The 24061-nt window shown below is 70.3% G+C and carries 20 protein-coding genes; 13 read left to right on the top strand and 7 right to left on the bottom strand.

What is annotated here, in order from left to right:
- Positions 1 to 90: 90 nt before the first annotated feature.
- Positions 91 to 3186, top strand: coding sequence for a DNA polymerase III subunit gamma and tau (locus ACLQ28_RS19760; protein WP_425687785.1), 3096 nt, complete (start codon positions 91 to 93; stop codon positions 3184 to 3186).
- On the opposite strand, the gene ACLQ28_RS19755 is transcribed toward ACLQ28_RS19760, so the two are convergent.
- Entirely contained in the window at positions 3183 to 3920 is a 738-nt protein-coding gene (locus ACLQ28_RS19755; protein ID WP_425687749.1) for a DUF998 domain-containing protein, read from the bottom strand. The genes ACLQ28_RS19760 and ACLQ28_RS19755 overlap by 4 nt on opposite strands.
- Before the next feature lie 207 nt (positions 3921 to 4127).
- Here ACLQ28_RS19755 and ACLQ28_RS19750 point away from each other — a divergent pair, with 207 nt between their 5' ends.
- The 7 genes from ACLQ28_RS19750 (at position 4128) to ACLQ28_RS19720 (ending at position 11283) form a co-directional block, all read left to right on the top strand.
- Positions 4128 to 4436: a YbaB/EbfC family nucleoid-associated protein gene (locus ACLQ28_RS19750; protein WP_357010708.1), complete on the top strand. Its 309-nt coding sequence runs from the start codon at positions 4128 to 4130 to the stop codon at positions 4434 to 4436.
- Positions 4437 to 4444: 8 nt separating this feature from the next.
- The gene (gene recR, locus ACLQ28_RS19745) at positions 4445 to 5038 is read left to right on the top strand and encodes a recombination mediator RecR (protein WP_278149514.1); all 594 of its coding nucleotides are present in this window, start codon (positions 4445 to 4447) and stop codon (positions 5036 to 5038) included.
- A 244-nt stretch (positions 5039 to 5282) separates the two neighbouring features.
- A complete protein-coding gene (locus tag ACLQ28_RS19740; RefSeq protein ID WP_425687748.1) occupies positions 5283 to 6956 on the top strand; it encodes an ABC transporter substrate-binding protein in 1674 nt (557 codons plus the stop codon).
- A gap of 98 nt (positions 6957 to 7054) precedes the next feature.
- Positions 7055 to 8062 carry an ABC transporter permease gene (locus ACLQ28_RS19735; protein WP_110563643.1) on the top strand — a complete coding sequence of 336 codons (1008 nt, stop codon included), beginning with the start codon at positions 7055 to 7057 and terminating at the stop codon, positions 8060 to 8062.
- A gap of 65 nt (positions 8063 to 8127) precedes the next feature.
- Positions 8128 to 9087 (top strand): ABC transporter permease, encoded by a 960-nt coding sequence (locus tag ACLQ28_RS19730; RefSeq protein WP_425687784.1) that lies wholly within the window; start codon positions 8128 to 8130, stop codon positions 9085 to 9087.
- 112 nt (positions 9088 to 9199) lie between these two features.
- Positions 9200 to 10186, top strand: a complete 987-nt coding sequence (locus ACLQ28_RS19725) for an ABC transporter ATP-binding protein (protein WP_425687747.1) — start codon at positions 9200 to 9202, stop codon at positions 10184 to 10186.
- A complete protein-coding gene (locus tag ACLQ28_RS19720; RefSeq protein WP_425687746.1) occupies positions 10183 to 11283 on the top strand; it encodes an ABC transporter ATP-binding protein in 1101 nt (366 codons plus the stop codon). The genes ACLQ28_RS19725 and ACLQ28_RS19720 overlap by 4 nt, the downstream gene beginning before the upstream one ends.
- A 60-nt stretch (positions 11284 to 11343) precedes the next feature.
- Here ACLQ28_RS19720 and ACLQ28_RS19715 read toward each other — a convergent pair whose 3' ends face one another.
- Positions 11344 to 11733, bottom strand: coding sequence for a hypothetical protein (locus ACLQ28_RS19715; RefSeq protein ID WP_425687783.1), 390 nt, complete (start codon positions 11731 to 11733; stop codon positions 11344 to 11346).
- Positions 11709 to 12374, bottom strand: coding sequence for an HNH endonuclease family protein (locus ACLQ28_RS19710; RefSeq protein ID WP_425687745.1), 666 nt, complete (start codon positions 12372 to 12374; stop codon positions 11709 to 11711). Before ACLQ28_RS19710 ends, ACLQ28_RS19715 begins: the two co-directional genes overlap by 25 nt.
- Positions 12375 to 12472: 98 nt before the next feature.
- Between ACLQ28_RS19710 and ACLQ28_RS19705 the strand changes: the two genes are divergently transcribed.
- Positions 12473 to 13927: an MFS transporter gene (locus tag ACLQ28_RS19705; RefSeq protein ID WP_425687744.1), complete on the top strand. Its 1455-nt coding sequence runs from the start codon at positions 12473 to 12475 to the stop codon at positions 13925 to 13927.
- A gap of 194 nt (positions 13928 to 14121) precedes the next feature.
- Complete coding sequence (locus ACLQ28_RS19700; protein WP_425687743.1) at positions 14122 to 15543, top strand: MFS transporter; 1422 nt, start codon at positions 14122 to 14124, stop codon at positions 15541 to 15543.
- Between the two features lie 102 nt (positions 15544 to 15645).
- Here ACLQ28_RS19700 and leuA read toward each other — a convergent pair whose 3' ends face one another.
- Together leuA and ACLQ28_RS19690 are read right to left on the bottom strand one after the other, a co-directional pair.
- Entirely contained in the window at positions 15646 to 17397 is a 1752-nt protein-coding gene (gene leuA, locus ACLQ28_RS19695; protein ID WP_425687742.1) for a 2-isopropylmalate synthase, read from the bottom strand.
- 238 nt (positions 17398 to 17635) lie between these two features.
- Positions 17636 to 18907, bottom strand: coding sequence for an MFS transporter (locus ACLQ28_RS19690; protein ID WP_425687741.1), 1272 nt, complete (start codon positions 18905 to 18907; stop codon positions 17636 to 17638).
- A gap of 72 nt (positions 18908 to 18979) precedes the next feature.
- Between ACLQ28_RS19690 and ACLQ28_RS19685 the strand changes: the two genes are divergently transcribed.
- Positions 18980 to 19972 (top strand): ArsR family transcriptional regulator, encoded by a 993-nt coding sequence (locus ACLQ28_RS19685; RefSeq protein ID WP_425687740.1) that lies wholly within the window; start codon positions 18980 to 18982, stop codon positions 19970 to 19972.
- Between the two features lie 13 nt (positions 19973 to 19985).
- On the opposite strand, the gene ACLQ28_RS19680 is transcribed toward ACLQ28_RS19685, so the two are convergent.
- Positions 19986 to 20537, bottom strand: coding sequence for a nitroreductase family protein (locus tag ACLQ28_RS19680; RefSeq protein WP_425687739.1), 552 nt, complete (start codon positions 20535 to 20537; stop codon positions 19986 to 19988).
- Positions 20538 to 20622: 85 nt separating this feature from the next.
- The gene (locus ACLQ28_RS19675; protein WP_425687738.1) at positions 20623 to 21411 is read right to left on the bottom strand and encodes a hypothetical protein; all 789 of its coding nucleotides are present in this window, start codon (positions 21409 to 21411) and stop codon (positions 20623 to 20625) included.
- Between the two features lie 262 nt (positions 21412 to 21673).
- Between ACLQ28_RS19675 and ACLQ28_RS19670 the strand changes: the two genes are divergently transcribed.
- Together ACLQ28_RS19670 and ACLQ28_RS19665 are read left to right on the top strand one after the other, a co-directional pair.
- Entirely contained in the window at positions 21674 to 22939 is a 1266-nt protein-coding gene (locus tag ACLQ28_RS19670) for an aspartate kinase (RefSeq protein ID WP_425687737.1), read from the top strand.
- 5 nt (positions 22940 to 22944) lie between these two features.
- On the top strand, positions 22945 to 24006 hold the full coding sequence (locus tag ACLQ28_RS19665) for an aspartate-semialdehyde dehydrogenase (protein WP_425687736.1): 1062 nt from the start codon (positions 22945 to 22947) through the stop codon (positions 24004 to 24006).
- The last annotated feature ends 55 nt before the right edge of the window (positions 24007 to 24061 follow it).

Raw genomic sequence — 24061 nt, 5'->3', positions numbered from 1 at the left:
AAACGGGCCGCAACCACAGTGCGCGGCGGGGTGGGTGGTCACCCGCGCCTGACCGGCGCAGAATGGCTCGGTCGAGAGGAGGCGGGACGAGTGACGCTGGCGCTCTACCGCAAGTACCGGCCGCGTACCTTCGCTGAGGTCATCGGTCAGGAGCACGTGACCGAGCCGCTGTCGCGGGCGCTGCGCAGCGGGCGGCTCAACCACGCCTACCTCTTCTCCGGCCCCCGTGGCTGCGGCAAGACCACCAGCGCCCGGATCATGGCCCGCTCGCTCAACTGTGAGCAGGGCCCCACACCCGAGCCGTGCGGCAAGTGTGACTCCTGCCGCTCGCTGGCCGCCGACGGTGCCGGCTCGATCGACGTGATCGAGATTGACGCGGCCAGCCACGGCGGTGTCGACGACGCCCGCGAGCTGCGCGAGCGCGCCTTCTTCGCGCCAGCCAGCAGCCGCTTCAAGATCTACATCATCGACGAGGCGCACATGGTCTCGACCCAGGGCTTCAACGCCCTGCTCAAGCTGGTCGAGGAGCCCCCGGAGTACGTCAAGTTCATCTTCGCCACCACCGAGCCGGAGAAGGTCCTCGGCACGATCCGGTCGCGGACCCACCACTACCCGTTCCGGCTGTTTCCGCCGAAGGTGGTCCGCCCGTACCTGGAGCAGCTCACCCAGGCCGAGGGCGTCGCCGTCGAGCCGGCGGTCTTTCCGCTGGTGGTCCGCGCCGGTGGCGGCAGCATGCGGGACAGCCTCTCGGTGCTCGACCAGCTCATCGCCGGCGCCGGCGCGGAGGGGGTCAGCTACGCCCGGGCCGTCGCGCTGCTCGGGGTCACCGACTCGGCGCTGATCGACGAGATGTGCGACGCGCTGGCCGCCGGTGACGGCGCGGCCGCGTACGCCACCGTCGACCGGGTCGCCGAAGCCGGGCACGACATGCGCCGGTTCGCCTCCGACCTGCTGGAACGGCTGCGCGACCTGATCGTGATCCAGCAGGTGCCGGACGCCGCCGCGAAGGGTCTGATCGACGGCCCGGCCGACCAGATCGAACGGATGGCAGCCCAGGCTTCGCAGCTCGGCTCGGCCACGCTCTCCCGCTGCGCCGACATCGTGCACAACGGGCTGGTCGAGATGCGCGGCACCACCGCGCCCCGCCTGCTGCTGGAGCTGATCTGCGCCCGGATGCTGCTGCCCGGCACCGACAACTCCACCGGTGGCCTGCTCCAGCGCCTTGAGCGGATGGAACGTCGGCTCACCCTGAGCGGCACCGACGCGCCGCCGGCCGCCGCCGGCTCCGTGCCAACCAACCACCCAGGAGTACGCCCACAGCCGGGCACCCCGGTGCCGGCTGCCGCCACCCCGGCACCCGTCAACGCCCCGACCTCCGCACCGCCGTGGGCGGTCGACCCGGCAGCATCCCCGACCCAGAGCGCTGCGGCCTCGGGCGCTCCCGCGTCGACTGCTTCGGTCTCCGGGGCACCTGCCTCGCACGCTCAGGCTTCGGGCGTGCCTGCCTCGCACGCTCAGGCCTCGGGCGTACCTGCCTCGCACGTCTCGGCCGCCGACTCGCCGATCCCGGCGTCACCCGGTGCATCGACCGTCGCCGGGTCGGGACCCGTCTCGCCCGCCGGGCCGGACACCGGCTCGCTGGCCCCACGTCGCGTGGTGCCGCCGTCGGCAGTGCTCCCCGACCCGGCCACGCCGGAGCCACCTCGACCGGGTGCGCCGGCCGCAGCGCTGGACGCGGTCGCGGTTCGCCGCGTCTGGCCCGACGTGGTCGGCAAGGTCAACCGGACCAACAAGCGGATCGCCGCCCTGATGCGCGACGCTGTGGTGCGTGAACTTGACGGCGACATGCTGGTGCTGACGGTGAAGTCCACCGTGCTGGCCAAGATGATGGCCGATCATGCGGCGGTGCTCACCGACGCGCTCTACGAGGAGTTGGGCGGGCGCTGGCAGATCCGCTGCGAGGTCGCCGGCGAGCGCGGTGGCGTGTCGCTGTCCGGTCCGCAGCGCTCGCAATCCGCTGCGCCGACCCGACCCGCCGCGCCGCCCGCCGCACCGCCCTCCGCGCCGGACGGGCCGCCGGTCACGTCGAGCGCGCCGAATCCGACTGCCGGGCCCGCCGCGTCGAGCGTGCCGAACGTGAACGGCGCTGTTGGCGCGCCGGGCGTGAGTGGTGCTGCCGGCTCGTCGAACGTGAACGGCGCTGTTGGCGCGCCGAGCGTGAACGGCGCTGCCGGCGCGTCGAACGTGAACGGCGCTGTTGGCGCGTCGAACGTGAACGGCGCTGTTGGCGCGCCGGGCGTGAGCGGCGCTGCCGGCTCGTCGAGCGCGCCGTCCGCTGCGCCGACCTCAACCGGCGCTGCTGGCTCGACCAACGCGCTGCCCGCCGCAGCGAATTCGACAGGCGCTGCCGGCCCGGGTGCCCGTGGTGGTCTTCCTGAAGCGGGTGCGCGCGGTGGGGACGGCTCCGGTGGCCACGGTGCAGGCCGGCAGGGCGGAGCGCCGCCCGCCGCACCTGCTGATGACGAGGACGACTGGCCGGAGGCCGCCCGTCCCGGCGGTGGCGCCCCCGCTGCCGAGGCGACCGATGACGAAGACTGGCCGGAGGCCGCCCGTCCGGGTGGCGCGTCGGCCGGAAACGACGCAAGCCCCGGCGCTGCACCGGGCGGCTCCGGCTCGGCACCTACACCGACCGGCGCCAACGGCTCCGGCGCGAACGGCTCCAGCGTCAACGGCGGTAGCGCCAACGGCACCGGACCAGGCGGTCCAGGTGGCCCCGGCCCGGCGGCAGGCGGCGGCACCCCCGGCGGGCGAGGCAACTCGACACCGGCGGCCCGACAGCCGGCGACAGCCGGTGGCGCACCGGTGAGCAGCGCCATCGCCGCAGCTCGCGCGGCGGCGGCGGGGCGCGGTGCGCGTACCGGATCGGCGGCCCGGCCCGTCGCGGACGCCGAATGGGCCGGCGAGCCGCCCTACGACCCGGACTACGACGGCCCCTCGCGTGGTGGTCGGCCGGGTGGCGCGGCACCAGCGGCGGCCCCGGTCTACGAGGGGTTCGACCCGGGCGACGAGCCGTTGGACGAGGTCATCGACGAGAAGACCGCGCGGGAGTCCAGTGAAGAGCAGGCGGTACGGCTGCTCCGGGAAACCTTCGGAGCCGAGAAGATCAACGAGGTCGACGCCCGCTAACTTTCGTCGATCATGGAGTTGTGGTGCCCGAACAAGTTCATCCTGGGCGCTTTGTCACCCACCACAACTGCATGATCGACACGGGCTGGGGTTGGGGTTTCGGCTAGCAGGACGCCTAGGCAGCAGGCCCAGAATGGGAAGGGCAGCACGGCGACCCGTTCCATGCCGCCGACCCCGATCCCGGCGCTCTGCTGGGCGAAGAACAGCACCGTCCCGGCCAGGGCGATGAACCCGGCGGTGAGGGTGAGCGGTCGCCATCGGCCGAGCGTCGTGGTGCCTGGCGCGAATCCGGCGAGGAGCAGGCCGACGTTGCCCAGCCCCATGATCAGAAATGCGCCGAGGACGTGCAGGTTCTCGTCGACGTCTGCGGGGTAGAAGTCCGCCAGGGCGTACCCGCCGGCGGCCAGCAGCAGGAGCATCTGGGCCGAGCGCACCACGCCGCCCCGACCGAGGACCCGCCAGGTCAGCAGGAGCCCGGCGGCGAGCAGCAGCGCGGTGACCAGCAGTGCGGCGTTCATCAGGGGGTGCCACGGCGAGCAGACGTAGCGGGGCCGACTGCTGTCCCAGATGCCGCAGTGGACGTTGCCAAGGTCGCTGATGTTGTGGGTGGCCCAGCTGTAGGTCGGCTCGCGCCAGCGTAGGCCGGTGACAAGACTGGCGACGAGGAAGATCGGTGCGGCCGCGACCCAGCACAAAGCGCCGACCCGGCCGGTGCGGTTGAGATTCATGCTCATGAGCACACCAGGGCGACGGCTCTCGGCGCACTACCAGCAGATGGCCGGTTCGGGGTAGTGGTAGCCGTACCTGTGCAAGTCGGCCCGGTCTCGGCGTGGACGGACGCACCGGGCGGGGTGGGGTCGGTCCCAGCGGATAGGCTGGGCGGCGGCCGAGCAGACGAGTGCGAGAAGGAGCCATCCGTGCGCCCAGGTGGACAGCCGAACATGCAGCAGATGCTGAAGCAGGCGCAGAAGATGCAGCAGCAGATCGCCGCCGCCCAGGCCGAGTTGGCCGAGGCCGAGCTGACCGGCACCGCCGGCGGTGGGCTGGTCACCGCGACCGTCTCCGGTTCCGGTGAGCTCAAGGCCATCAAGATCGACCCGAAGGCCGTCGACCCGGACGACGTGGAGACGCTGGAGGACCTGGTCGTCGCGGCCATGCACAACGCCGCCGAGGCGGCACGGGAGCTGACCGAGCGCAAGATGGGTCCGGTCGCCGGTGGCATGGGCGGCCTCGGCCTGCCCGGTTTCTGAGCCGGCAGATGTACGAAGGTGCCATCCAGGATCTGATCGACGAACTGGGCCGGCTGCCGGGCGTGGGCCCGAAGAGCGCTCAGCGGATCGCGTTCCATGTCCTGTCGGCGGATCCTGCCGACGTCAACCGGCTGGCCGGCGCGCTGCGCAAGGTCAAGGAGCTGGTGCGGTTCTGCACGACCTGTTACAACGTGGCCGAGTCCGAGCAGTGCCGGATCTGCCGCGACCCGCGCCGCACCGACGAGGTGCTGTGCGTGGTGGAGGAGCCCAAGGACGTGGTGGCCATCGAGCGGACCGGTGAGTTCCGCGGTCGCTACCACGTGCTGGGTGGCGCGATCAATCCGCTGGAGGGGATCGGCCCGGACAATCTGCGCATCCGGGAGTTGCTGATCCGGCTCGGCGGTGGCGGAGTTCGGGAGTTGATCCTGGCCACCGATCCGAACACCGAGGGCGAGGCGACCGCCACCTACCTGGCGCTGATGGTGAAGCCGATGGGGATCTCGGTGACCCGGCTGGCCAGCGGGCTGCCGGTCGGTGGCGACCTGGAGTACGCCGACGAGATCACCCTCGGCCGGGCCTTCGAGGGTCGTCGGGCCGTTTGAGTCGTACCCCCGGGGGTGGTGCCGTCATCGACGGTGCCGCCCCCGTTTTGGTGCCCGACCCCGTACGGATCGATGTGTCGCGCCATGTGTTCGCCGTGCCGTCGACTGTCAGACCCCCGCGCAAGGTGTCGGCTTGATAGCGATTGCCACGCGGCCGTTCCGCTTCGCGTGTGACATGTCATAGCCTCCCGCACACGGACCGAGCCACAGCTCGGCGTGGTCATGCGCATGACAGAGGTGAGAGATGCAGGCGAGAAGGCTTAAAACAGCCGTGGCCATCGCGGCCGTTGCCGCTCTGGCGGTCGGCGCGGCCGGCTGCGCGAAGAGCGAGCGCGGCGGCGACAGTGGCGAGGCCAAGACTGGCGGCACCTTCATCTTCGCGGGTGCCGGTGACCCGAAGAACTTCGATCCGATCTTCAACGATGACGGTGAGTCGTTCCGGCCGGTCCGGCAAATGTTCGACACCCTGGTGACCCACAAGCCGGGCACCGCGGACCTGCAGGGTGGCCTGGCCGAGACCTGGGAGCACGACCCGGCTGGCAAGGTCTGGACGTTCAAGCTCCGCCAGGGCGTGAAGTTCCACGACGGTACGCCGTTCAACGCCGCTGCGGTCTGCTTCAACTTCGACCGCTGGTACAACATGAAGGGCGCTGCCGCCCAGTCCCAGATGATCTACTACATGGACACCTTCGGCGGGTTCGCCAAGAACGAGGCCGAGGGTGCCGGCGAGTCGATCTACAACAAGTGCGAGGCCAAGGACGACGGAACCGCCGTCCTGACCCTGAACAAGTACAAGGGCGCCTTCCCCGGTGCCTTCGCGCTGACCTCGCTGTCGATCGCGAGCCCCGAGGCGCTCAAGAAGTACGACGCCAACACGGTCTCGCAGAACGGTGACTCGTTCTCGTACAGCGCGTTCGCCAACGAGCACCCGGTCGGCACCGGTCCGTTCACCTTCGGTGGGTGGGACAAGGCCAAGAACGAGATCACCCTGAACCGGAACCCGGACTACTACGGCGAGAAGGCCAAGGTAGACAAGATGATCATCAAGATCATCAAGGACGAGAGCACCCGCAAGCAGGAGCTCCGTGCCGGCACCGTCCAGGGCATCGACTTCCCGGCCCCGGCGGACCGCAAGGCGCTCGAGGGTGAGGGCTTCCAGGTCGTCAACCGCCCGGCGTTCAACATCCTCTACCTGGGCCTCAACCAGAAGAACCCGAAGCTGAAGGACCTGCGGGTGCGCCAGGCGATCGCCTACGCGCTCAACCGCCAGCAGCTGGTGCAGACCAAGGGCCCGGGTGGCGCCAAGGTCGCCGACGAGTTCCAGCCGGACACCGTGCTCGGCTACGCCCCGGACGTGCAGAAGTACGACTACAACCCGGAGAAGGCCAAGCAGCTCCTCAAGGATGCCGGCGCCGAGGGCCTGACGCTCAACTTCTACTACCCGCCGGACGTCACCCGGCCGTACATGCCGAACCCGCAGGAGATCTTCACCGTCCTTGCCAACGACCTGCAGGCCGTCGGCATCAAGGTCAACGGTGTGCCTCGCCCGTGGAACGGTGGCTTCAAGGACGACGTGCAGCAGTTCGGCAAGCACGACCTGCACATCCTCGGCTGGACCGGTGACTACAACGACCCGGGCAACTTCGTCGGCACGTTCTTCGGCCGCGCCAAGGCCGAGTTCGGCGACCAGTCGATGACCGAGATGTTCGACGCCATCTCCAAGGCCGACGGCACCGTCGACGACGCCGGCAAGAAGGCGGCCTGGGAGCAGGTCAACCGGGACATCGCCGCCAAGTGGCTGCCGGCCGTGCCGCTCTGGCACGCCCCGCCGGCCATCGTCGTCACCAAGGACGTCAAGGGTCTGGTTGCCAGCCCGTTGACCGACGAGCGGTTCAACACGGTCAGCATCAGCAAGTGACGTTCATCGGCTGACGCCGTAGGCGTGATCGGCCCGGGTCCGGGGCTCCTCCCGGCCCGGGCCGATTCCGCGATCATCGAGAGTCTGGTGTGTGAGAGATGTTGCGAGTCATAGTTCGCCGCCTCCTGCAGTTGGTGGTGACCCTCATAGCGCTGTCGGCGCTGATCTTCATCTGGCTGCGGAACCTGCCCGGAGGCCCGGTCGAGGCGCTGCTCGGCGAGCGGGCCACGCCCGAGCGCCGCGCCCTGCTGACCAAGGCGCTCGGCTACGACCAGCCGATCCTGGTGCAGTACGGCAAGTTCATGCAGCGGGTGGTGACCGGCGATTTCGGCAACTCGATCCGGACCGGTGACCCGGTCACCGAGGTCATCAGCCGCGCCTTCCCGGCCACCATCGAGCTGGCTCTCGCCGCGATGATCATCGCGGTCGGTCTCGGGGTGCCGCTCGGCTACCTCGCCGCGCGTTGGCGCGGACGCTCGCTGGACAACCTCACCATCGCAGGCACCCTGCTCGGCATCTCGATCCCGATCTTCTTCCTGGGCTACCTGCTCAAGGACGTCTTCACGCAGAACATCCACTGGTTCCCGCCGTCCGGGCGGCTCACCACCGGACTGGACAACACAAATGTCACCGGGTTCTTCGTGCTCGACGGCCTGCTCACCCGAGAGTTCGATGCCAGCGCCGACGCGCTGTGGCATCTGATCCTGCCGGCGATCACGCTCGCCACCATCCCGCTGGCGGTGATCGTGCGGATCACCCGGGCCAGCGTGCTCGACGTTCTGAACGAGGACTACGTGCGGACCGCCGAGGCGAAGGGCTTGCGGCACCGCACCATCCGTGGCCGGCACATCCTGCGCAACGCGCTGTTGCCGGTGGTCACCACCATCGGCTTGCAGACCGGCGCGCTCCTGTCCGGCGCGGTGCTCACCGAGAAGGTCTACAACTGGGGCGGCATCGGCACACTGATCACCGACTCGATCAGCGGCGGCCGGGACTACCCGGTGCTCCAGGCGATCATCCTGCTCGCCGCGCTGGTCTTCGTGGTGGTCAACCTGCTGGTCGACCTCTCCTACGCCTTCATCGACCCGAGGGTGCGTGTGCGATGAGTGACCCGACCACCCAGGCCGGCACGCCGGCTCCCCGCAGCGGGGATGACAAGCCACGCCCCGGCATGAGCGAGCGCAGCATCGGCCTGCTCGGCGACCGGAAGAAGGCACGGCTCGACGAGTTGGCCCAAGCGAGTGCCGCCGACCGCGGCGGGGTCAGCCTCGTCCGCGACGCCGTACGTCGACTGCGGCGCAACCCCGTTGCGATCCTCGGCGCCGGCATCGTGGGGCTGTTCATCCTGGTGGCGATCTTCGCCCCGCTGATCGCTCCACACGATCCGGTGCAGCGCTTCGACGAGCTGACGAAGAACCTCACCGTCGACACCATCCCGGGTGCCAGCGGTGAATTCCCGCTCGGCTCCGACCCGCTCGGCCGGGACTTCCTGTCCCGCATGATCTACGGCGCCCGGCAGACGCTCTTCGTCGGCGTGCTCGCCACCCTCATCGGTCTCGCGTTCGGCGTGCTGATCGGTGCGATCGCCGGTGCCTTCGGCGGCTGGGTCGACGTGGTCCTGATGCGGCTCACCGACGTGATGCTGGCCCTGCCCAGCCTGCTGCTCGCGATCACCCTGGTCGCGATGGCCAGCCGGTCGAGCCAGTGGACTGTCATCTTCGCGGTGGCCATCGTCAGCGTGCCGATCTTCGCCCGGCTGCTGCGCGGCTCGATGCTGGCCCAGCGGGAGAGCGACCACGTGCTCGCTGCCCGCGCGCTCGGCGTCAAGGAGCGCAACATCGTGCTGCGGCACATGCTGCCCAACTCGCTGACCGCGGTGATCGTGCAGGCCACCCTGACCTTCGCGGTGGCCATTCTGGACGCCGCGGCGCTCTCCTTCCTGGGCCTCGGCGACCCGGACATCAACCGGGCCGAGTGGGGCCTGATGCTCGGCGTGGACGGTCAGCGCTATTTCGAGGTCCGCCCGGAGTTGGCGTACTACCCCGCGCTCGCGATCATCGTGGTCGCGCTGGGCTTCACCCTGTTGGGTGAGGCGATGCGCGAGGCGATCGACCCGAAGAACCGGCGGTGACGACGGTGAGCGCCAGCAGCACGGCCGGACCCCGTCTCGGGCGAGCGCGAGGAGTGAGCTTGCGAGCCCCGCAGTCGCGAGTGAAGGACCAAAGCAGTGAGGAAGTGACTGGATGAGCCTGCTCGACGTCCGTGACCTGAGCGTCGTGTTCCAGCGGCGAGGCGAGCGGCCCTTCACCGCCGTGGACAAGGTCAGTTTTACGGTGGAGCCGGGGCAGACGGTTGGCCTGGTCGGCGAGTCCGGCTGCGGTAAGAGCGTGACCAGCCTGGCCATCATGGGCCTGTTGCCCAAGCGAGGTAACAAGGTCACCGGGGAGGTGCTCTTCGAGGGCACCGACCTGCTGAAGCTGCGGTCCGACGACATGCGCGACCGTCGCGGTCGGGAGATCAGCATGATCTTCCAAGACCCGCTCTCCTCGCTGAACCCCGTCATCCCGATCGGCATTCAGGTTGCCGAGGTGTTGGAGCGACACCAGGGCCGGGACCGCAAGCAGGCGCTGCGCGAATCGCGGGACTTGCTCGACGCGGTCGGAATTCCCGACCCGCAGCGGCGACTGACGGAGTATCCGCACCAGATTTCCGGCGGAATGCGCCAGCGCGCGCTGATCGCCATCGCGCTGGCCTGCAAGCCTCGACTACTGATCGCCGACGAGCCGACCACCGCGCTCGACGTGACCATCCAGGCGCAGATCCTCACCCTGCTCAAGCAGTTGGTCGACGAGACCGGCACCGCGCTCGTCATGATCACGCACGATCTGGGTGTGGTGGCCGGGCTCTGCGACACCGTCAACGTGCTCTACGGCGGCAAGGTCGTCGAGCGGGAGCGGCGGCATGAGCTGTTCGCGCACGCCCGGCACCCGTACACGCACGGGTTGCTCAACTCGGTGCCCCGGCTGGACTCACCGCGCGGTGAGCGGCTGCACGCGATCCGTGGGTCGGTGGCCGACAACATCCCGTGGGTCGAGGGTTGCGCGTTCGCGCCGCGCTGCGACAACGTCGTGGACGCGTGCCTGGAAGGGCCTCCGCCGCTCGAACCCACCGCCACCGGCGGCGATCTCCGCTGCAACAACCCCGTCTCCGAGGAGGTGGCGGTCCGATGACCGAACAGACCGAACCCCTGATCGAGCTACGCGACGTCAAGGTCCACTTCCCGATCAAGAGCGGCCTGCTCTTCGATCGCACCGTCGGGTACGTCTACGCGGTGGACGGCGTGTCGCTGAGCATCCGCAAGGGCGAGACGTACGGCCTGGTCGGTGAGTCGGGCTGCGGCAAGTCGACGCTCGGTCGTGGTCTGCTGCGGCTCGTCGAGCCGACCGAAGGCGAGATCATCTTCGACGGCACCGACGTCCGGTCCCTGAAGGGCGAGGCGATGCGGCACGCCCGCCGGCGGATGCAGATGATCTTCCAGGACCCGCTCTCCAGCCTCGACCCGCGCCAATCGGTGGAGTCGCTGTTGGTGGAAGGGCTCAAGGCGCACGGGCTGGCCAACGACAAGGCCGAAACGAACCGGCGGTTGCGCGAGACGTTGGAGGCCGTTGGCCTCCCCGCGTCGTCCCTGAGCAAATACCCGCACGAGTTTTCTGGCGGCCAGCGGCAGCGGATCGGCATCGCCCGGGCGCTGGTGCTCAACCCAGACCTGATCGTCGCCGACGAGCCGGTCTCGGCGCTGGACGTGTCGATCCAGGCCCAGGTGCTCAACCTGCTGGAGGACCTGCAGAACGAGCGCGGCCTCACGTATCTGATCATCGCGCACGACCTGGCGGTGGTTCGGCACATCGCCGACACCGTGGGCGTCATGTACCTCGGTGGGCTGGTGGAGGAGGCGTCCAGCGACGACCTCTACCGCGAGCCGATGCACCCGTACACCCGGGCGTTGATGTCCGCGGTGCCGGTGCCTGACCCGCTCGTGGAGGACCGCCGGGAGCGGATTTTGCTCGCCGGCGACCTGCCCTCGCCGACCAACCCGCCGTCGGGCTGCCGGTTCCACACCCGGTGCCCGTGGGCGCAGCCGACCCGGTGCGCCGACGAGCGGCCGGAACTGCGCGACGTGGTTGGCGGGCACCGGGTGGCCTGCCACTTCGCCGAGGACATCGCTGCCGGCAACATCCGGCCGCACGAGGTCGAGGTGGAACTGGTCCGCCCGGCCGAGGGCACCGGCCCGGTCGACCCGCCGGGCGAGCTGATCCCAACCCCGTGACACCGTCAGGGGCCGTCCACACCGGGCGGCCCCTGGCCGGTGTGCGGCCTGGGCGGTGGCTCAGCCCTCGGGGCGGTGCAGCAGGCCCACCGCGAGATCGTGCACCGCGTCCAGCCCCGCCGGGTCGGCCAGCGCGACCGACGCGCCGGTCACTACGTACCACTCGTCCGCGTCCTTGTACTGCACCCGGAGGGTGACCTTGCCGTCCGCGTACTCGGTGCGCAGGGTCAGGTCGCCGGTGACGACGCCAACCTCATCGGTCATCACGCCGCCGGGGCCGGGCACGATGTCGGTGCTGCGGCTCTGCGGGGCAGCCGAGCCGCCCGAATCCGCGACCATGCCGGCCCCCGGCACGGCGGCGGGAGCCTCGGCGGTGCCGTCCGCGGTCATGCCGGCGGCGGACGGGCCGCTCTGCCCGGCAGTGCTCACGAATCGCTCCCCACTGAACAGCCCTCCAACATCTCGGTGAGGGCGGTCTTCTCGGCGTTGGTCACCGTCAGCCGCCAATGGTGCTTGACCGTAACCCAGCTTTCAGCGTACTTGCACCAGTACGACCGGTTAGCCGGCTTCCACTGCGACGGGTCCTGGTCACCCTTTGACCGGTTTGAGGACGCCGAAACCGCGAGGAGCTGCGGACGGGTGGTGTCGTTTGCGAAATCGCCGCGCTTCGCGTCGTCCCACTCGTCGGCACCCGAGCGCCACGCGTTGGCCAGCGGCACCATGTGGTCGATGTCCACCTCGGAGGGATCGGCGGCGGTGCGGCCGTCGTACACGCTCTCCCAACGCCCATCGACCACGTTGCAGCCGGAAAGCTTCACGTCCTTGCCGTCGCGCTGGAGGATGCTGTCTCGCACGTCGCAGTTCTTGCCCGTGTCCCGCCAGTGCGGGAAGCGGTCTCGGCTGTAGCCCTTCATCGAGCCAGCTGTGGCGACGGTGAGCTGACCGAGCTGCTCCATCGCGCTGCCGCTGTCGTTCGGCGGCGGCGTGTCCGACTCGTCCTGCGGGACGCAACCGGCCACGCTGAGCGCCAGCGCCGCCGCGAGCGCGGCCACCGCCGCTCGCGGTCCTGATCTGGTACGCACAGACGACACCTCTCCAGCTTGCGGTCTCCCGGCGATTGCGCACAGTACCCGGGGATGGTTTCGGCGTTTCGTGGCGTCTCCCACATGGTGCAAGGCAGATTGGTGTGATGACCGCACCCGTACCGGCGCCAGCCCTCCGAATGGGCACTGCCGCCGGCCGGGGGACCCTGCTCGCCGCCGTACTCGCCTCCGGCATGGTCTTCCTCGACAGCACGGTCGTCAACGTGGCACTGCCGAAGCTCGGGCAGGACCTCGGCGCGAACGTATCCGATCTCCAGTGGACCATCAACGGCTACCTGCTGACGCTGGCGGCTTTCGTGCTGCTCGGCGGCGCGCTCGGGGACCGCTTCGGCCGACGACGCATCTTCCTCATCGGCGTGGTCTGGTTCACCGCGGCCTCCGTGCTGTGCGGGCTGGCCCAGGGCACCGGTTGGCTGATCGCGGCCCGGTTCCTCCAGGGTGCCGGCGGTGCGCTGCTCACACCGGGGTCGCTGTCGGTGCTCCAGGCCAGTTTCCACCCGGACGACCGGGGCCGGGCGATCGGCGCGTGGGCCGGGCTGTCCGGGGTGTCGACCGCGCTGGGCCCGTTCATCGGGGGCTGGCTGATCGACGCGCTGTCCTGGCGCTGGATCTTTTTCCTCAACCTGCCGATCGCCGTGCTGGTGGTGCTGGCGACGATGCACTGGGTGCCGGAGAGCAGGGACGAGAACGCCTCCCGGACCGAAAGGCCGGGACGGATCCGACAGCGGTTCGACGTCGGAGGAGCCCTGCTCGGAGCGCTCGCGCTCGCCGGCGTCACGTACGCCCTGATCGACGCGCCGACACGCGGCTACGACTCGGCGCCGGTGCTGATCGCGGCACTGGTCGGGGTGCTGTCCGCGGTGGCCTTCGTCTTGCTGGAACGGCGGCGTGGCGACGCGGCGATGCTGCCCACCGGGCTGTTCAGCAGCCGACTCTTCTCGGTGCTGAACATCTTCACCGTGGTCGTGTACGCGGCGCTCGGTGGTTTCACCTTCTTCTTCTCCGTCTACCTGCAGAACGTGGTCGGATGGTCGGCCTTCCACACCGGCGTCGCAATGCTGCCGATGACCCTGCTGCTGTTGGCCGGGTCGGCCCGGGCGGGTGCCCTGTCGGCACGGATCGGCCCGCGACTGCCGCTGACCGTCGGGCCGGTGATCGCCGCGGTTGGTCTGCTGCTGCTGCGTGGCGTCGGCCCGGGAGCGTCGTACTGGACGGACGTACTGCCCGGGGTGCTGCTCTTCGGCATCGGGCTGACCCTGGTGGTGGCGCCGCTGACCGCCTCGGTGCTGGCCGCCGTGCAGGACCGGTTCTCCGGCGTGGCCAGCGGCTTCAACAACGCCGCGTCCCGGGCTGGCGGTCTGCTCGCGGTGGCGGCGCTGCCGCTGCTGGTCGGCCTGTCCGGCGGCGGGTACGAGCAGAAGGCTGAGCTGACCGACGCGTTCCGGGGCGCAATGGAATGGTGCGCCGGCCTGCTCGTGGCCGGTGCGGTCCTGGCGCTCGTGCTGGTCCACCGACCGCCCCGAACGGCATCGCGGTCGTAGCCCTGGCCGCGTTGCCGCATCCCCCTGACTGGGCTTCGGGTAAGCGCACAGGTGACCGCCCCGCTAGATTCATTCTTTGACCAAAGTCAGCGCGGACGAGGGTCACGGCGACGGCAGGCCGAATCGGGATCGTCAATGCCCCAAGCGGGAGAAGAATGCTCGGAAAAATTGGCCTGGCCCCATCGGGACGGCCGATGACCAGGCGCGGGGGAGTGGCACTGCTGATCCTGGCCACCGCAGTGCCCATGTTCATGGTGTCGCTGAACAACCTGGTGGTCACGAACGCCTTGCCGGTCCTGGCTCGCGAGTTGGAGAGCGGGCCGGACCGGCTGCAATGGATCATTCACGCCTATTCGCTGTCCTTTGCTGGCCTCCTGCTGACCGGTGCAGCGCTCGGAGATCGTTTCGGGCGACGACGGCTCTTCACGGTGGGGATCGCGATCTTCACCGTCGGGTCGGCGGTGTGCGCAGTGTCCGAAACACTCGGCCTGCTGATCGCCGGACGGGTTGTGCAGGGCGCCGGCGCGGCGGTGGTGTTTCCACTCTCGCTCACCCTGCTGGCCAACGGGGTGGCCGACAACAGACGGGCGATGGCCATCGGCCTGTGGAGCGCGGTCAATGGTCTCGGCGTGGCGCTGGGACCGCTTATCGGTGGCGCGGTCACCGAGTCTTTCGGCTGGCCGGGCATATTCTGGATCTTGGTGCCCGTCGGCCTCGTCCTCATTCCGATCGCCCGCGTGCTCCTGCCGGAGAGCGCCGGCCCGGACCGCGACATCGACCTGCTCGGTGTGCTACTCGCCTCGGCGGCGGTGATGTCACTGGTCTGGGGCATCGTGCAGGCCGGCCAGGAGGGCTGGGGAAGCGCCACCGCGGTGAGCGGGTTCGCAGCGGCCACGCTGTTGGTGTCGCTCTTTGTCGGCTGGGAACGACGGGCGGCCGAACCGCTGCTGCCGCTGTACTTCTACCGCACCCGGGCCTTCGTACTGAGCAATCTGGTCGCCCTGCTGATGTTCTTCGGCGTCTTCGGCGCCCTCTACTGGCTGATGCAGTACCTCCAGGTCGTCCTGGGCTACTCGCCGCTCGACGCCGGGATCCGAACCCTGCCCTGGACCGCCATGCCGATGCTCGTCGCGGTGCTGGCCGGCGCGGTCACCGGCCGGGTCGGCGCGGGCCGTTTGATGGCGGCGGGGCTCGTGCTGGAGGCGGTGGCGCTGGGCTGGAGTGCCGCCATCATGGACGCATCCGTGCCGTACGGCCGGATCGTGCCGGCCCTGCTGCTCGGCGGGATCGGCATGGGATTGATCTTTGCGCCCATGACGGAGGCGGTGCTGGCCTCGGTGCACTCCGATGACCGGGGCAAGGCGTCCGGTGCCAACGCGACCGTCCGTGAGTTGGGTTTCGCGCTCGGGGTGGCTGTGCTGACGACCGTGGTGACCCGGACCGCCGGCCCGCTCACGGGTGGTCCCATGTTCGTCGACGCGGTCCGCCCCGCCATCTGGCTCGGCGCGGCAGTCGTGGCAGTCGGAGCGTTCGCCGCCCTGGCGCTGCCCCGCCCCGCCACCTCAGCCACCGGCCGACCACTGCACACCACCGTCGAAGCGGGGGCGACGCCCTGACAGTTCCCGTCCTGCTCGACGCGTCCGGTAGACCGGGCCCTCGCACAGACAGGCGGCGGACCCGGCAGGAGGCGGTCCGCTGTGCGGACCGCCTCCGTCCGGTCAGCTTCGAGCGCGGTTCACGGCGCTGGTGACCGCCTTGATCGAGGCGGTGACGATGTTGGCGTCGGTGCCGACACCCCAAACCGTCCGGCCGTCCACCTCGCACTCCACGTACGCGGCGGCCTGCGCGTCCCCGCCGGAGGAGAGCGCGTGCTCGTGGTAGTCGAGCACCCGCACACCCACCTCGATCGACTGGAGCGCGTTGACATACGCGTCGATCGGGCCGTTGCCGACTGCGGCGAGCGAGCGTTGCTCGGCGCCCACGCCGACCTGGGCCTCGATCTCGACCTTGCCGTTGGTGGTGCCGATCGCGTAACCGGCCAGCCGGACCGCCGGGTCGGGCTGGTGGTCGAGCAGGTAGTGCGTCGCGAAGATCTCCCACATGGTGCCCGGGGCGACCTCGCCGCCGTCGTGATCGGTGACCTGCTGCACCACCCCGGAGAACTCGATCTGGAGCCGGCGGGGCAGGTCCAGTTGGTGCTCGCTCTTCATGATGTACGCGACGCCGCCCTTGCCGGACTGCGAGTTGACCCGGATGACCGCCTCGTAGGTGCGGCCCAGGTCCTTCGGGTCGACGGGCAGGTACGGAACGGCCCAGGTGTGCTCGTCCAGCGGCACGCCGGCAGCCTTGGCGTCGGCGGTGAGGGCGTCGAAGCCCTTCTTGATGGCGTCCTGGTGGGAGCCGGAGAAGGCGGTGTAGACGAGGTCGCCCGCGTACGGGTGGCGCTCGTGCACCGGCAGTTGGTTGCAGTATTCGACGGCCCGCCGAACCTCGTCGATATCCGAGAAGTCGATCATCGGGTCGATGCCCTGGGAGAAGAGGTTGAGCCCCAGCGTCACCAGGTCCACGTTGCCGGTGCGCTCGCCGTTGCCGAACAGGCAACCCTCGATGCGGTCCGCACCAGCGAGCAGGCCCAGCTCGGCGGCGGCAACCCCGGTGCCCCGGTCGTTGTGGGGGTGCAGGCTCAGCACCACGCTGTCTCGGCGCGGCAGGTGGCGGTGCATCCACTCGATCGAGTCCGCGTACACGTTGGGCGTGGCCATCTCGACGGTGGCCGGCAGGTTGATGATCAGCGGCCGGTCGGGCGTCGGGTCGATCACGTCGATCACCCGGGAGCAGACCTCCAGCGCGTACTCCAGCTCGGTGCCCGTGTACGACTCCGGCGAGTACTCGTAGAAGATGTCGGTGTCTGGGGTGTGGATCTCGGCGTACTTCTGGCAGAGCCGCGCCCCGGTCGTGGCGATGTCGGCGATGCCGTCCTTGTCCAGGCCGAAGACCACCCGGCGCTGGAGGGTGGAGGTCGAGTTGTAGAAGTGCACGATGGCCCGCTTCGCACCGCGCAGCGACTCGAAGGTTCGCTCGATCAGGTGCTCCCGGCACTGGGTGAGCACCTGGATGGTGACGTCGTCCGGGATCATGTCCTGTTCGATGAGCTGTCGGACGAAGTCGAAGTCGGTCTGGCTGGCCGACGGGAAGCCGACCTCGATCTCCTTGTAGCCCATCTGAACCAGCAGCTGGAACATTCGGCGCTTGCGCTCGGGCGACATCGGGTCGATCAGCGCCTGGTTGCCGTCACGGAGATCCACCGCGCACCAGCGCGGGGCGACGTCGACGTGCCGGGTGGGCCAGGCGCGGTCCGGCAGGTCGATCCGGAACTGCTCCTGGTACGGCTGGTAGCGGTGGTACGGCATCCGGCTCGGGCGTTGCCGGGCGATCGGATCGGTCTCAGCGTCGGTGACAGGTTGAGCCATCTCAGAGTGCTCCCTGGAACATGTGGCGTCAGCAGATCGGAAGGTGTCGGCGAGATGCCGGGCGGCGATGCGCGGCGGTGCCGATCGGAAAGCTCAGATGTGCTGGACGGCGCGATGCGACTCCGCGACGAGGTGCCGGCCGATCAGGCCTCGTCGCGGCGGCTAAGGAGAAGAAGCGCCCGCCACATGACCATGTGACCCTACGTGATGGAACGGGAGGTGGGAAGGCAGGTCCGGACTATGGGACCGGCGTCATGTCCGGGTCCGGGGCCTCGGCACCCAGCCTCGGCGTCCGTTGCGCCCAGGCCACGGCGGGCACGATCGCCGCCGCGACCAGCACGAAGATCGCTGCCGTCGGTATCCAACCCCACCCGCCGGTGGTCACCCCGAGTGCGGTCAGTCCGGCCGGGGCGATCAGGTACTGGAGCTGCACGCCGAGTCCGAGCGCCCCCACGTACGCGCCGCGCTCGCCGGCCGGCGGCAGGGTGGCGGTGAGCCCCCAGGTGCCCGCCGACTCGATCAGCTCGGCCAGGATCAGCAGCAACGCGGCGGCCACCAGCACCACGACGGTGAGCAGGCCCCGGGTGACCGCGGAGATCGGCAGTACCAGGCAGGACAGGGCGACGAGCAGCCCACCCCGGCGGGAGGCCCGTGCCGCGCCCGCCGCGGTGTCCGCGCCCCGGCTGACGCGTACCTGGAGCAGCACGATCAGGACCGTGTTGAGCAGCACCAGCCCGGCGATCACCGTCTTCGGGGCGTCGGTGTGGGTGAGGATCCACAGCGGCATGACCGTCAGGTAGAGCACCCCGTGCGCGGTGAGCAGCCCGGACAGCAGGGACACCACCATGAACGGGCGGTCCCGCAGCACGGCGAGCCGGCTCATCGGCTCCACCCGTCGGGCCACCTGCGGCAGCCGAGGCAGTCGCCGCACGAAGAGGGCGGTCACGAGGAAGACGGTCGAGATGAACCAGACCATCCCCCGGTACGCCGTGATCGTGTCTACCGCCAGCACCACGCCGCTGATCACCGCACCGAGCCCGAAGCCGACGTTCAGCGACGAGCGCTGGTACGCCATCGCGGTAACCCGTTCGGCCGGGGGGACCGCGTTGATCGAGTAGACCTGCCGGGCCACGCCGACAGCGGCGTCCACGCCGGCCAGCGCCACCACCACGGCGAGGAAGCCGGCAAAGCCGCCCACGAAGGGGTACGTCGCGAACAGCGCCGCGTTCAGCACCGAGCACACCACCCAGACGCGCTGCGGTCCGTACCGGTCGGTGAGCCCGCCCAGCGGCACCGTGCCCAGCAGCGACACCCCCGCCGCGATGGACAGCCCCAACCCGACCTGGGCCGCGCTGAGCCCCAGCGCCCGGGTGAAGAAGACGGCGCTGCCGGCGTGGAACAGTCCGCTGCCGACGGCGGCGACCATGGCCTGCACGGCCAGGGCGCGGGTCAACCCGGCTGGCGGTACGACGTCTCGGACGGCGGTACGAATGGTTTCTCTGGCCCCCATGGCCGGGAAGTGAACCGTGTCCCCACCGGGTCGGTCGAGCCTTTTAGGCTGGACCGAATCCTGCTTCCGGGGGTGCGTGTGTCCGAGTTGCGGTTCAGCCTGGCCGACGTGGCGGGAGTGCGGCTCGCCGTGTCACCGGTCAACGAGACGGTCATGAGCATGTGGGCGCTGGCCAAACCGGTCCGCTACGCGGTGCACCTGCCCTGGATCGACCGGGCCCGGGTGACGTTGCGTCGTCCCGAGGTGGCCGACCGGGTCCGACCCCTGGTGGGGTTGGTCGTGCCGGGTCGCTGGCTGCCCGACTTCCTCACCCCGGCAGCCCGACCGAACGTGGAGCTGGCCGAGCAGCTCGACCAGATCGCCGCGACGCCGCCGGCCGTGGTGGTCCAGGACCTGCTGTCGACCACCTGGCAACGACCGCTGAGCCCGTTCGGGCAGGCGCTGCTCGCCGACCCGGGCGGGCTGCTGCCGCAGGTCGTCGACGGGGTGCGGGTCTGGTACGAGGAGGCGATCGCCCCGGACTGGCCGCGGATGCGGGCGCTGCTCGACGCCGACGTGGCGTACCGGGCCGCCCAGCTCGCCGAGAGCGGCGCCGGCCGGTTCTTCGAGCAGCTCCACCCGAGCCTGCGCTGGCACGGCGACAGGGTGATCAGCGACGACACGTTCGAGCGGGACTTCGACCTCCGCGGTCGGGGGCTGGCGCTCAACCCGACGGTGTTCACCGAGCGGCACGTGCTGTGGAACCTGCTGGAGGACTCGCTGCCTGCCGGCGCGTACCCGGTTCGTGCCCTCGGGACGCTCTGGGAGACGACCGCGACGCCGCCCGGCGACCCGCTGGCACGGGTGATCGGCCCGGGCCGAGCCGCCCTGCTGCACCTGCTCGAGACAGCGGCGACCACCACCGACCTGGCCCGACTCGCCAGGATGTCCGCCGGAAACGTCTCTCAGCACCTGGCCGCGTTGCACGCCGCCGGCCTGGTTTCCCGGTCCCGACAGGGTCGGCACGTGCTCTATCGCAACACCGAGGTCGCGGCAGCCCTCCTTCGCGCCAGTCGGGGCGAGTAGGCCCGCCGACCGGTCAGCCGAGCAGGAGTTCGGCCAGCGGTCGGCGGCGGCGCAGGCCGGTCTCCTCGGCGACGAGGTCGGCCGGGAGGCTGAGTGGGTCACCGAGTTGCCCCACCGCGAGCACCGCGTACGGCCGCACGTCGGCGGGGAGGTGCAGGTCGGCGGTGAGTCCCCCGCGATCCACGGTGAGGACCTGGCGCACGTGCAGCCCGAGCGCGGTGGCCTGCACGGTGAGATGGGCGACCGCCTGACCCAGGTCGTACGCGACCCCGTCGGCCGGTGTGGCGTCGGGCGCGGTGTCGCCGTCGACGTGCGCGGCGAGCAGCAGCGCGGCGGCACGGTGTGCCCAGCGTTGGTCGCGCTCGGGCAGGTTGACCAGAATCCGCTTCCAGGTCTCGTCGTCGCGGTGACCGAGGGTGAACCGCCAGGGTTGGCGGTTGCCCAGGGACGGTGCCCAGCGGGCCGCCTCCAGGAGGAGGGACGCGTCCGTCGCGCTCAACTCCTCGGTGGGGTGGAACGCCAGCGGGCTCCAACGGTAGGCGAGCAGGGGAGTGAGGTTGGCCATGCTGTAGATCGTCCTGTATGGGCGATTCGCCCACTTGGGCAGGGGTGGCCCAATGTGGGCAAGAGCACCCGTAACGGGATGAAGATCAGAACGTTCCCGCGCTCGGACTGTCCAGCGGATCAGGGGTCGGGGGCGCTGCCGTGTCGAGCGGGTCCCGGTCGACCACCACCGGGCCCGCCAGCTGCACGGTGGCCGGTGCCGGGCCAGGCGCGGCGGCCAGCCTCAGCGTCCCGGCCCCGGTCCGGACACCGGTCGGCGTGCCATCCCGGTCATAGCAGTAGATGCCGACGTCCAGCGGCGCGTTGAGCGACGCCGAGGTGGAATCCACCGAGTAGCAGGTGCCGGTGAGGCCCTTGGGTGGGCTGGCCGGGGCCACCGCCAACGGCGCGCGCCGATCGGTGAGCACATCCAGCCAGTCGGTGAGCGGATGCTGGACCCTGGGGTCCGATCGGCGCGGGATCGCGTCGTCGCGCTCACCGAGGCGTACGCAGGTTGCCGACTCCGGTCGGCCGGCCGACGGCAGAGCGCACTGGAACAGCCCGTCGGACGTGGCGGCCATCGAGATGTCGGCGGCGCCACCCAACGCGCCGCCCGGCACGTCGACCCGCCAACTGCCGTCGTTCGCGCTGGTGAACACGATGGTGCGGTCCGGCTGACCCGCCTGGCTGTACACGTACTGCGCCGCCATGTGGCGGTCCTGGGCAGCCGCGGCCAGGGCGGCCAGCTCGTCCCGCGCGGCGTCCACCGCGACCGGCCCTGGATCGGCGGGCGGCGGCGTCGGAGGCTGCTCATCGGAGCAGGCGACCAGGAGAGCCGGCAGGGCGAGCACGAGCGGCCCGAGCACGCGGCCGGCCGAGCGGATGAGGACGGGCACCCGGCCCATTCTGGTGGGTGCGGGCGGCTGGTGGGGACCGGCGCGTACCGGGGTTTGTTCCGGCGTGTCGGGCGGAGCCGTTTCGGCGTACCCCCGTGACCTGGTGGGACCGGCCCGGCCGGCACCGCGCGGGCCGGATGGTGGGATCACCTGCCCCGGTGTCGTTACCTGCCGGATACCCTCAAGGGGTCTGACACGCGCCGCCGGCCCCGGTTCCGGCGGCGTCGGCACGCTCAGGGTCGCTGGGAGGGAGTGCACCGTCGTGGCACTCGTTGTGCAGAAATACGGCGGGTCCTCCGTCGCCAATGCCGAGCGGATCAAGCGGGTGGCCGAGCGCATCGTCGACGCCCGCAAGGCCGGCGACGACGTGGTGGTGGTGGTCTCCGCGATGGGGGACACCACCGACGAGCTGCTTGACCTGGCCAATCAGGTCAGCCCGCTACCGCCGGGTCGCGAGCTGGACATGCTGCTCACCGCCGGGGAGCGGATCTCCATGGCCTTGCTCGCCATGGCCATCCACAACCTGGGGTACGAAGCCCGCTCGTTCACCGGCTCGCAGGCCGGCGTGATCACCACCTCGGTGCACGGCCGCGCACGGATCATCGACGTCACCCCCGGGCGGCTCAAGGGCGCGCTCGACGAGGGGTCGGTGGTCATCGTGGCCGGCTTCCAGGGCGTCTCGCAGGACACCAAGGACGTCACGACGCTGGGCCGGGGTGGTTCGGACACCACCGCCGTGGCGCTCGCCGCTGCCCTGCACGCCGACGTCTGCGAGATCTACACCGACGTGGACGGCATCTTCACCGCCGACCCGAGGATCGTGCCCAACGCCCGGCACATCCAGCAGATCACGTACGAGGAGACGCTGGAGCTTGCCGCGTGCGGTGCGAAGGTGCTGCACCTGCGTAGCGTGGAGTACGCCCGTCGGGCGGGGTTGCCGATCCACGTCCGTTCGTCATACTCGACCAACACCGGCACGATGGTCACCGGATCGATGGAGGACCCTTCCGTGGAGCAGGCACTGATCACCGGCGTCGCGCACGACCGCAGCGAGGCCAAGATCACGATCGTCGGGGTGCCCGACGAGCCGGGCGCCGCCGCGCGGATCTTCGACACCGTCGCCGGCGCCGAGATCAACATCGACATGATCGTGCAGAACGTCTCCACCGAGGGCACCGGCCGGACGGACATCTCGTTCACCCTGCCCAAGGACGACGGGCCGACCGCGATGGCCGCGCTCAGCAAGATTCAGGAGCCGGTCAAGTTCAAGGGCCTGCTCTACGACGACCACGTCGGCAAGGTCTCGCTGATCGGCGCCGGCATGCGCTCGCACCCCGGCGTGGCCGCCGGCTTCTTCGCCGCGCTCGGCGCGGCCGGGGTCAACATCGAGATGATCTCCACCTCCGAGATCCGGGTCTCCGTGGTCTGCCGGGACACCGACCTCGACGCCGCCGTCCGCGCCATCCATGACGCGTTCGAGCTGGGCGGCGACACCGAAGCCGTGGTCTACGCGGGGACGGGTAGGTAGCGCCGATGACGGCGCTGCCCACCCTCGCCGTGGTTGGAGCAACCGGTGCCGTCGGCACCGTGATGTGTGAGCTGCTCACCGGGCGCCGCAACGTCTGGGGTGAGATCCGGCTGCTCGCCTCCGAGCGCTCGGTCGGGCGCCGGGTGCGCTGCCGGGGCGAGGAACTCGTCGTCCAGGCGCTGACCCCAGAGGCGTTCGACGGGGTCGCCGTGGCGATGTTCGACGTGCCCGACGAGGTCTCCGCCAAGTGGGCGCCGATCGCCGTCGCCCGAGGCGCGATCGCGGTCGACAACTCCGGCGCGTTCCGGATGGATCGGGACGTCCCGCTGGTCGTTCCGGAGATCAACCCCGAACAGGTCCGCCACCGGTCCAAGGGCATCATCGCGAACGCCAACTGCACCACCCTCGCGATGATCGTCGCCGTTGCGCCGCTGCACCGCGAGTACGGCCTACGCGAGCTGGTGCTCGCCTCCTACCAGGCGGTCTCCGGAGCCGGCCAGTCCGGCGTCGACATCCTGCACGACCAGCTCACCAAGGTCGCCGGGGATCGGGCGCTCGGCTCGCGCACCGGTGACGTCCGCCAGGCGGTCGGCGACGACCTCGGTCCGTTCCCGGCCCCGCTGGCACTCAACGTCGTGCCCTGGGCCGGCTCCCCAGCGGACGGTGGCTGGTCATCGGAGGAGATGAAGATCCGCAACGAGTCGCGGAAGATCCTTGGCCTCCCCGACCTCAAGGTGTCCGCCACCTGCGTCCGGGTGCCGGTGGTCACCGGTCACTCGGTGGCCGTGCACGCCGTCTTCGGCACCGAGGTCGACGCCGAGGGTGCCCGCGAGGCGCTGCGCAACGCACCCGGGGTGATTCTGGTCGACGACCCCGCGGCCGGGGAGTTCCCGATGCCGATCGATGCGGTCGGCACCGACCCCTCCTGGGTCGGCCGGATTCGCCGCGCCCTGGATGACCCCCGTGCCCTCGACTTCTTCGTCACCGGCGACAACCTCCGCAAGGGCTCGGCCCTCAACACGGCCCAGATCGCCGAGCTCCTAGCCAAAGAGCTGAAAAACTCCTGATCCGCCCTGCCCGGGGCTCTGCCCTGCGCGGCGTGTGCCTGGGGCTGTCCTGCTC

Origin of the sequence: Micromonospora sp. DT201 (genome assembly GCF_049841575.1) — a bacterium.
In the GTDB taxonomy this organism is placed as follows: domain Bacteria; phylum Actinomycetota; class Actinomycetes; order Mycobacteriales; family Micromonosporaceae; genus Micromonospora.
Note: the sequence above shows the minus strand (reverse complement) of the source record. Positions and strands in the feature narration are given on the sequence as shown.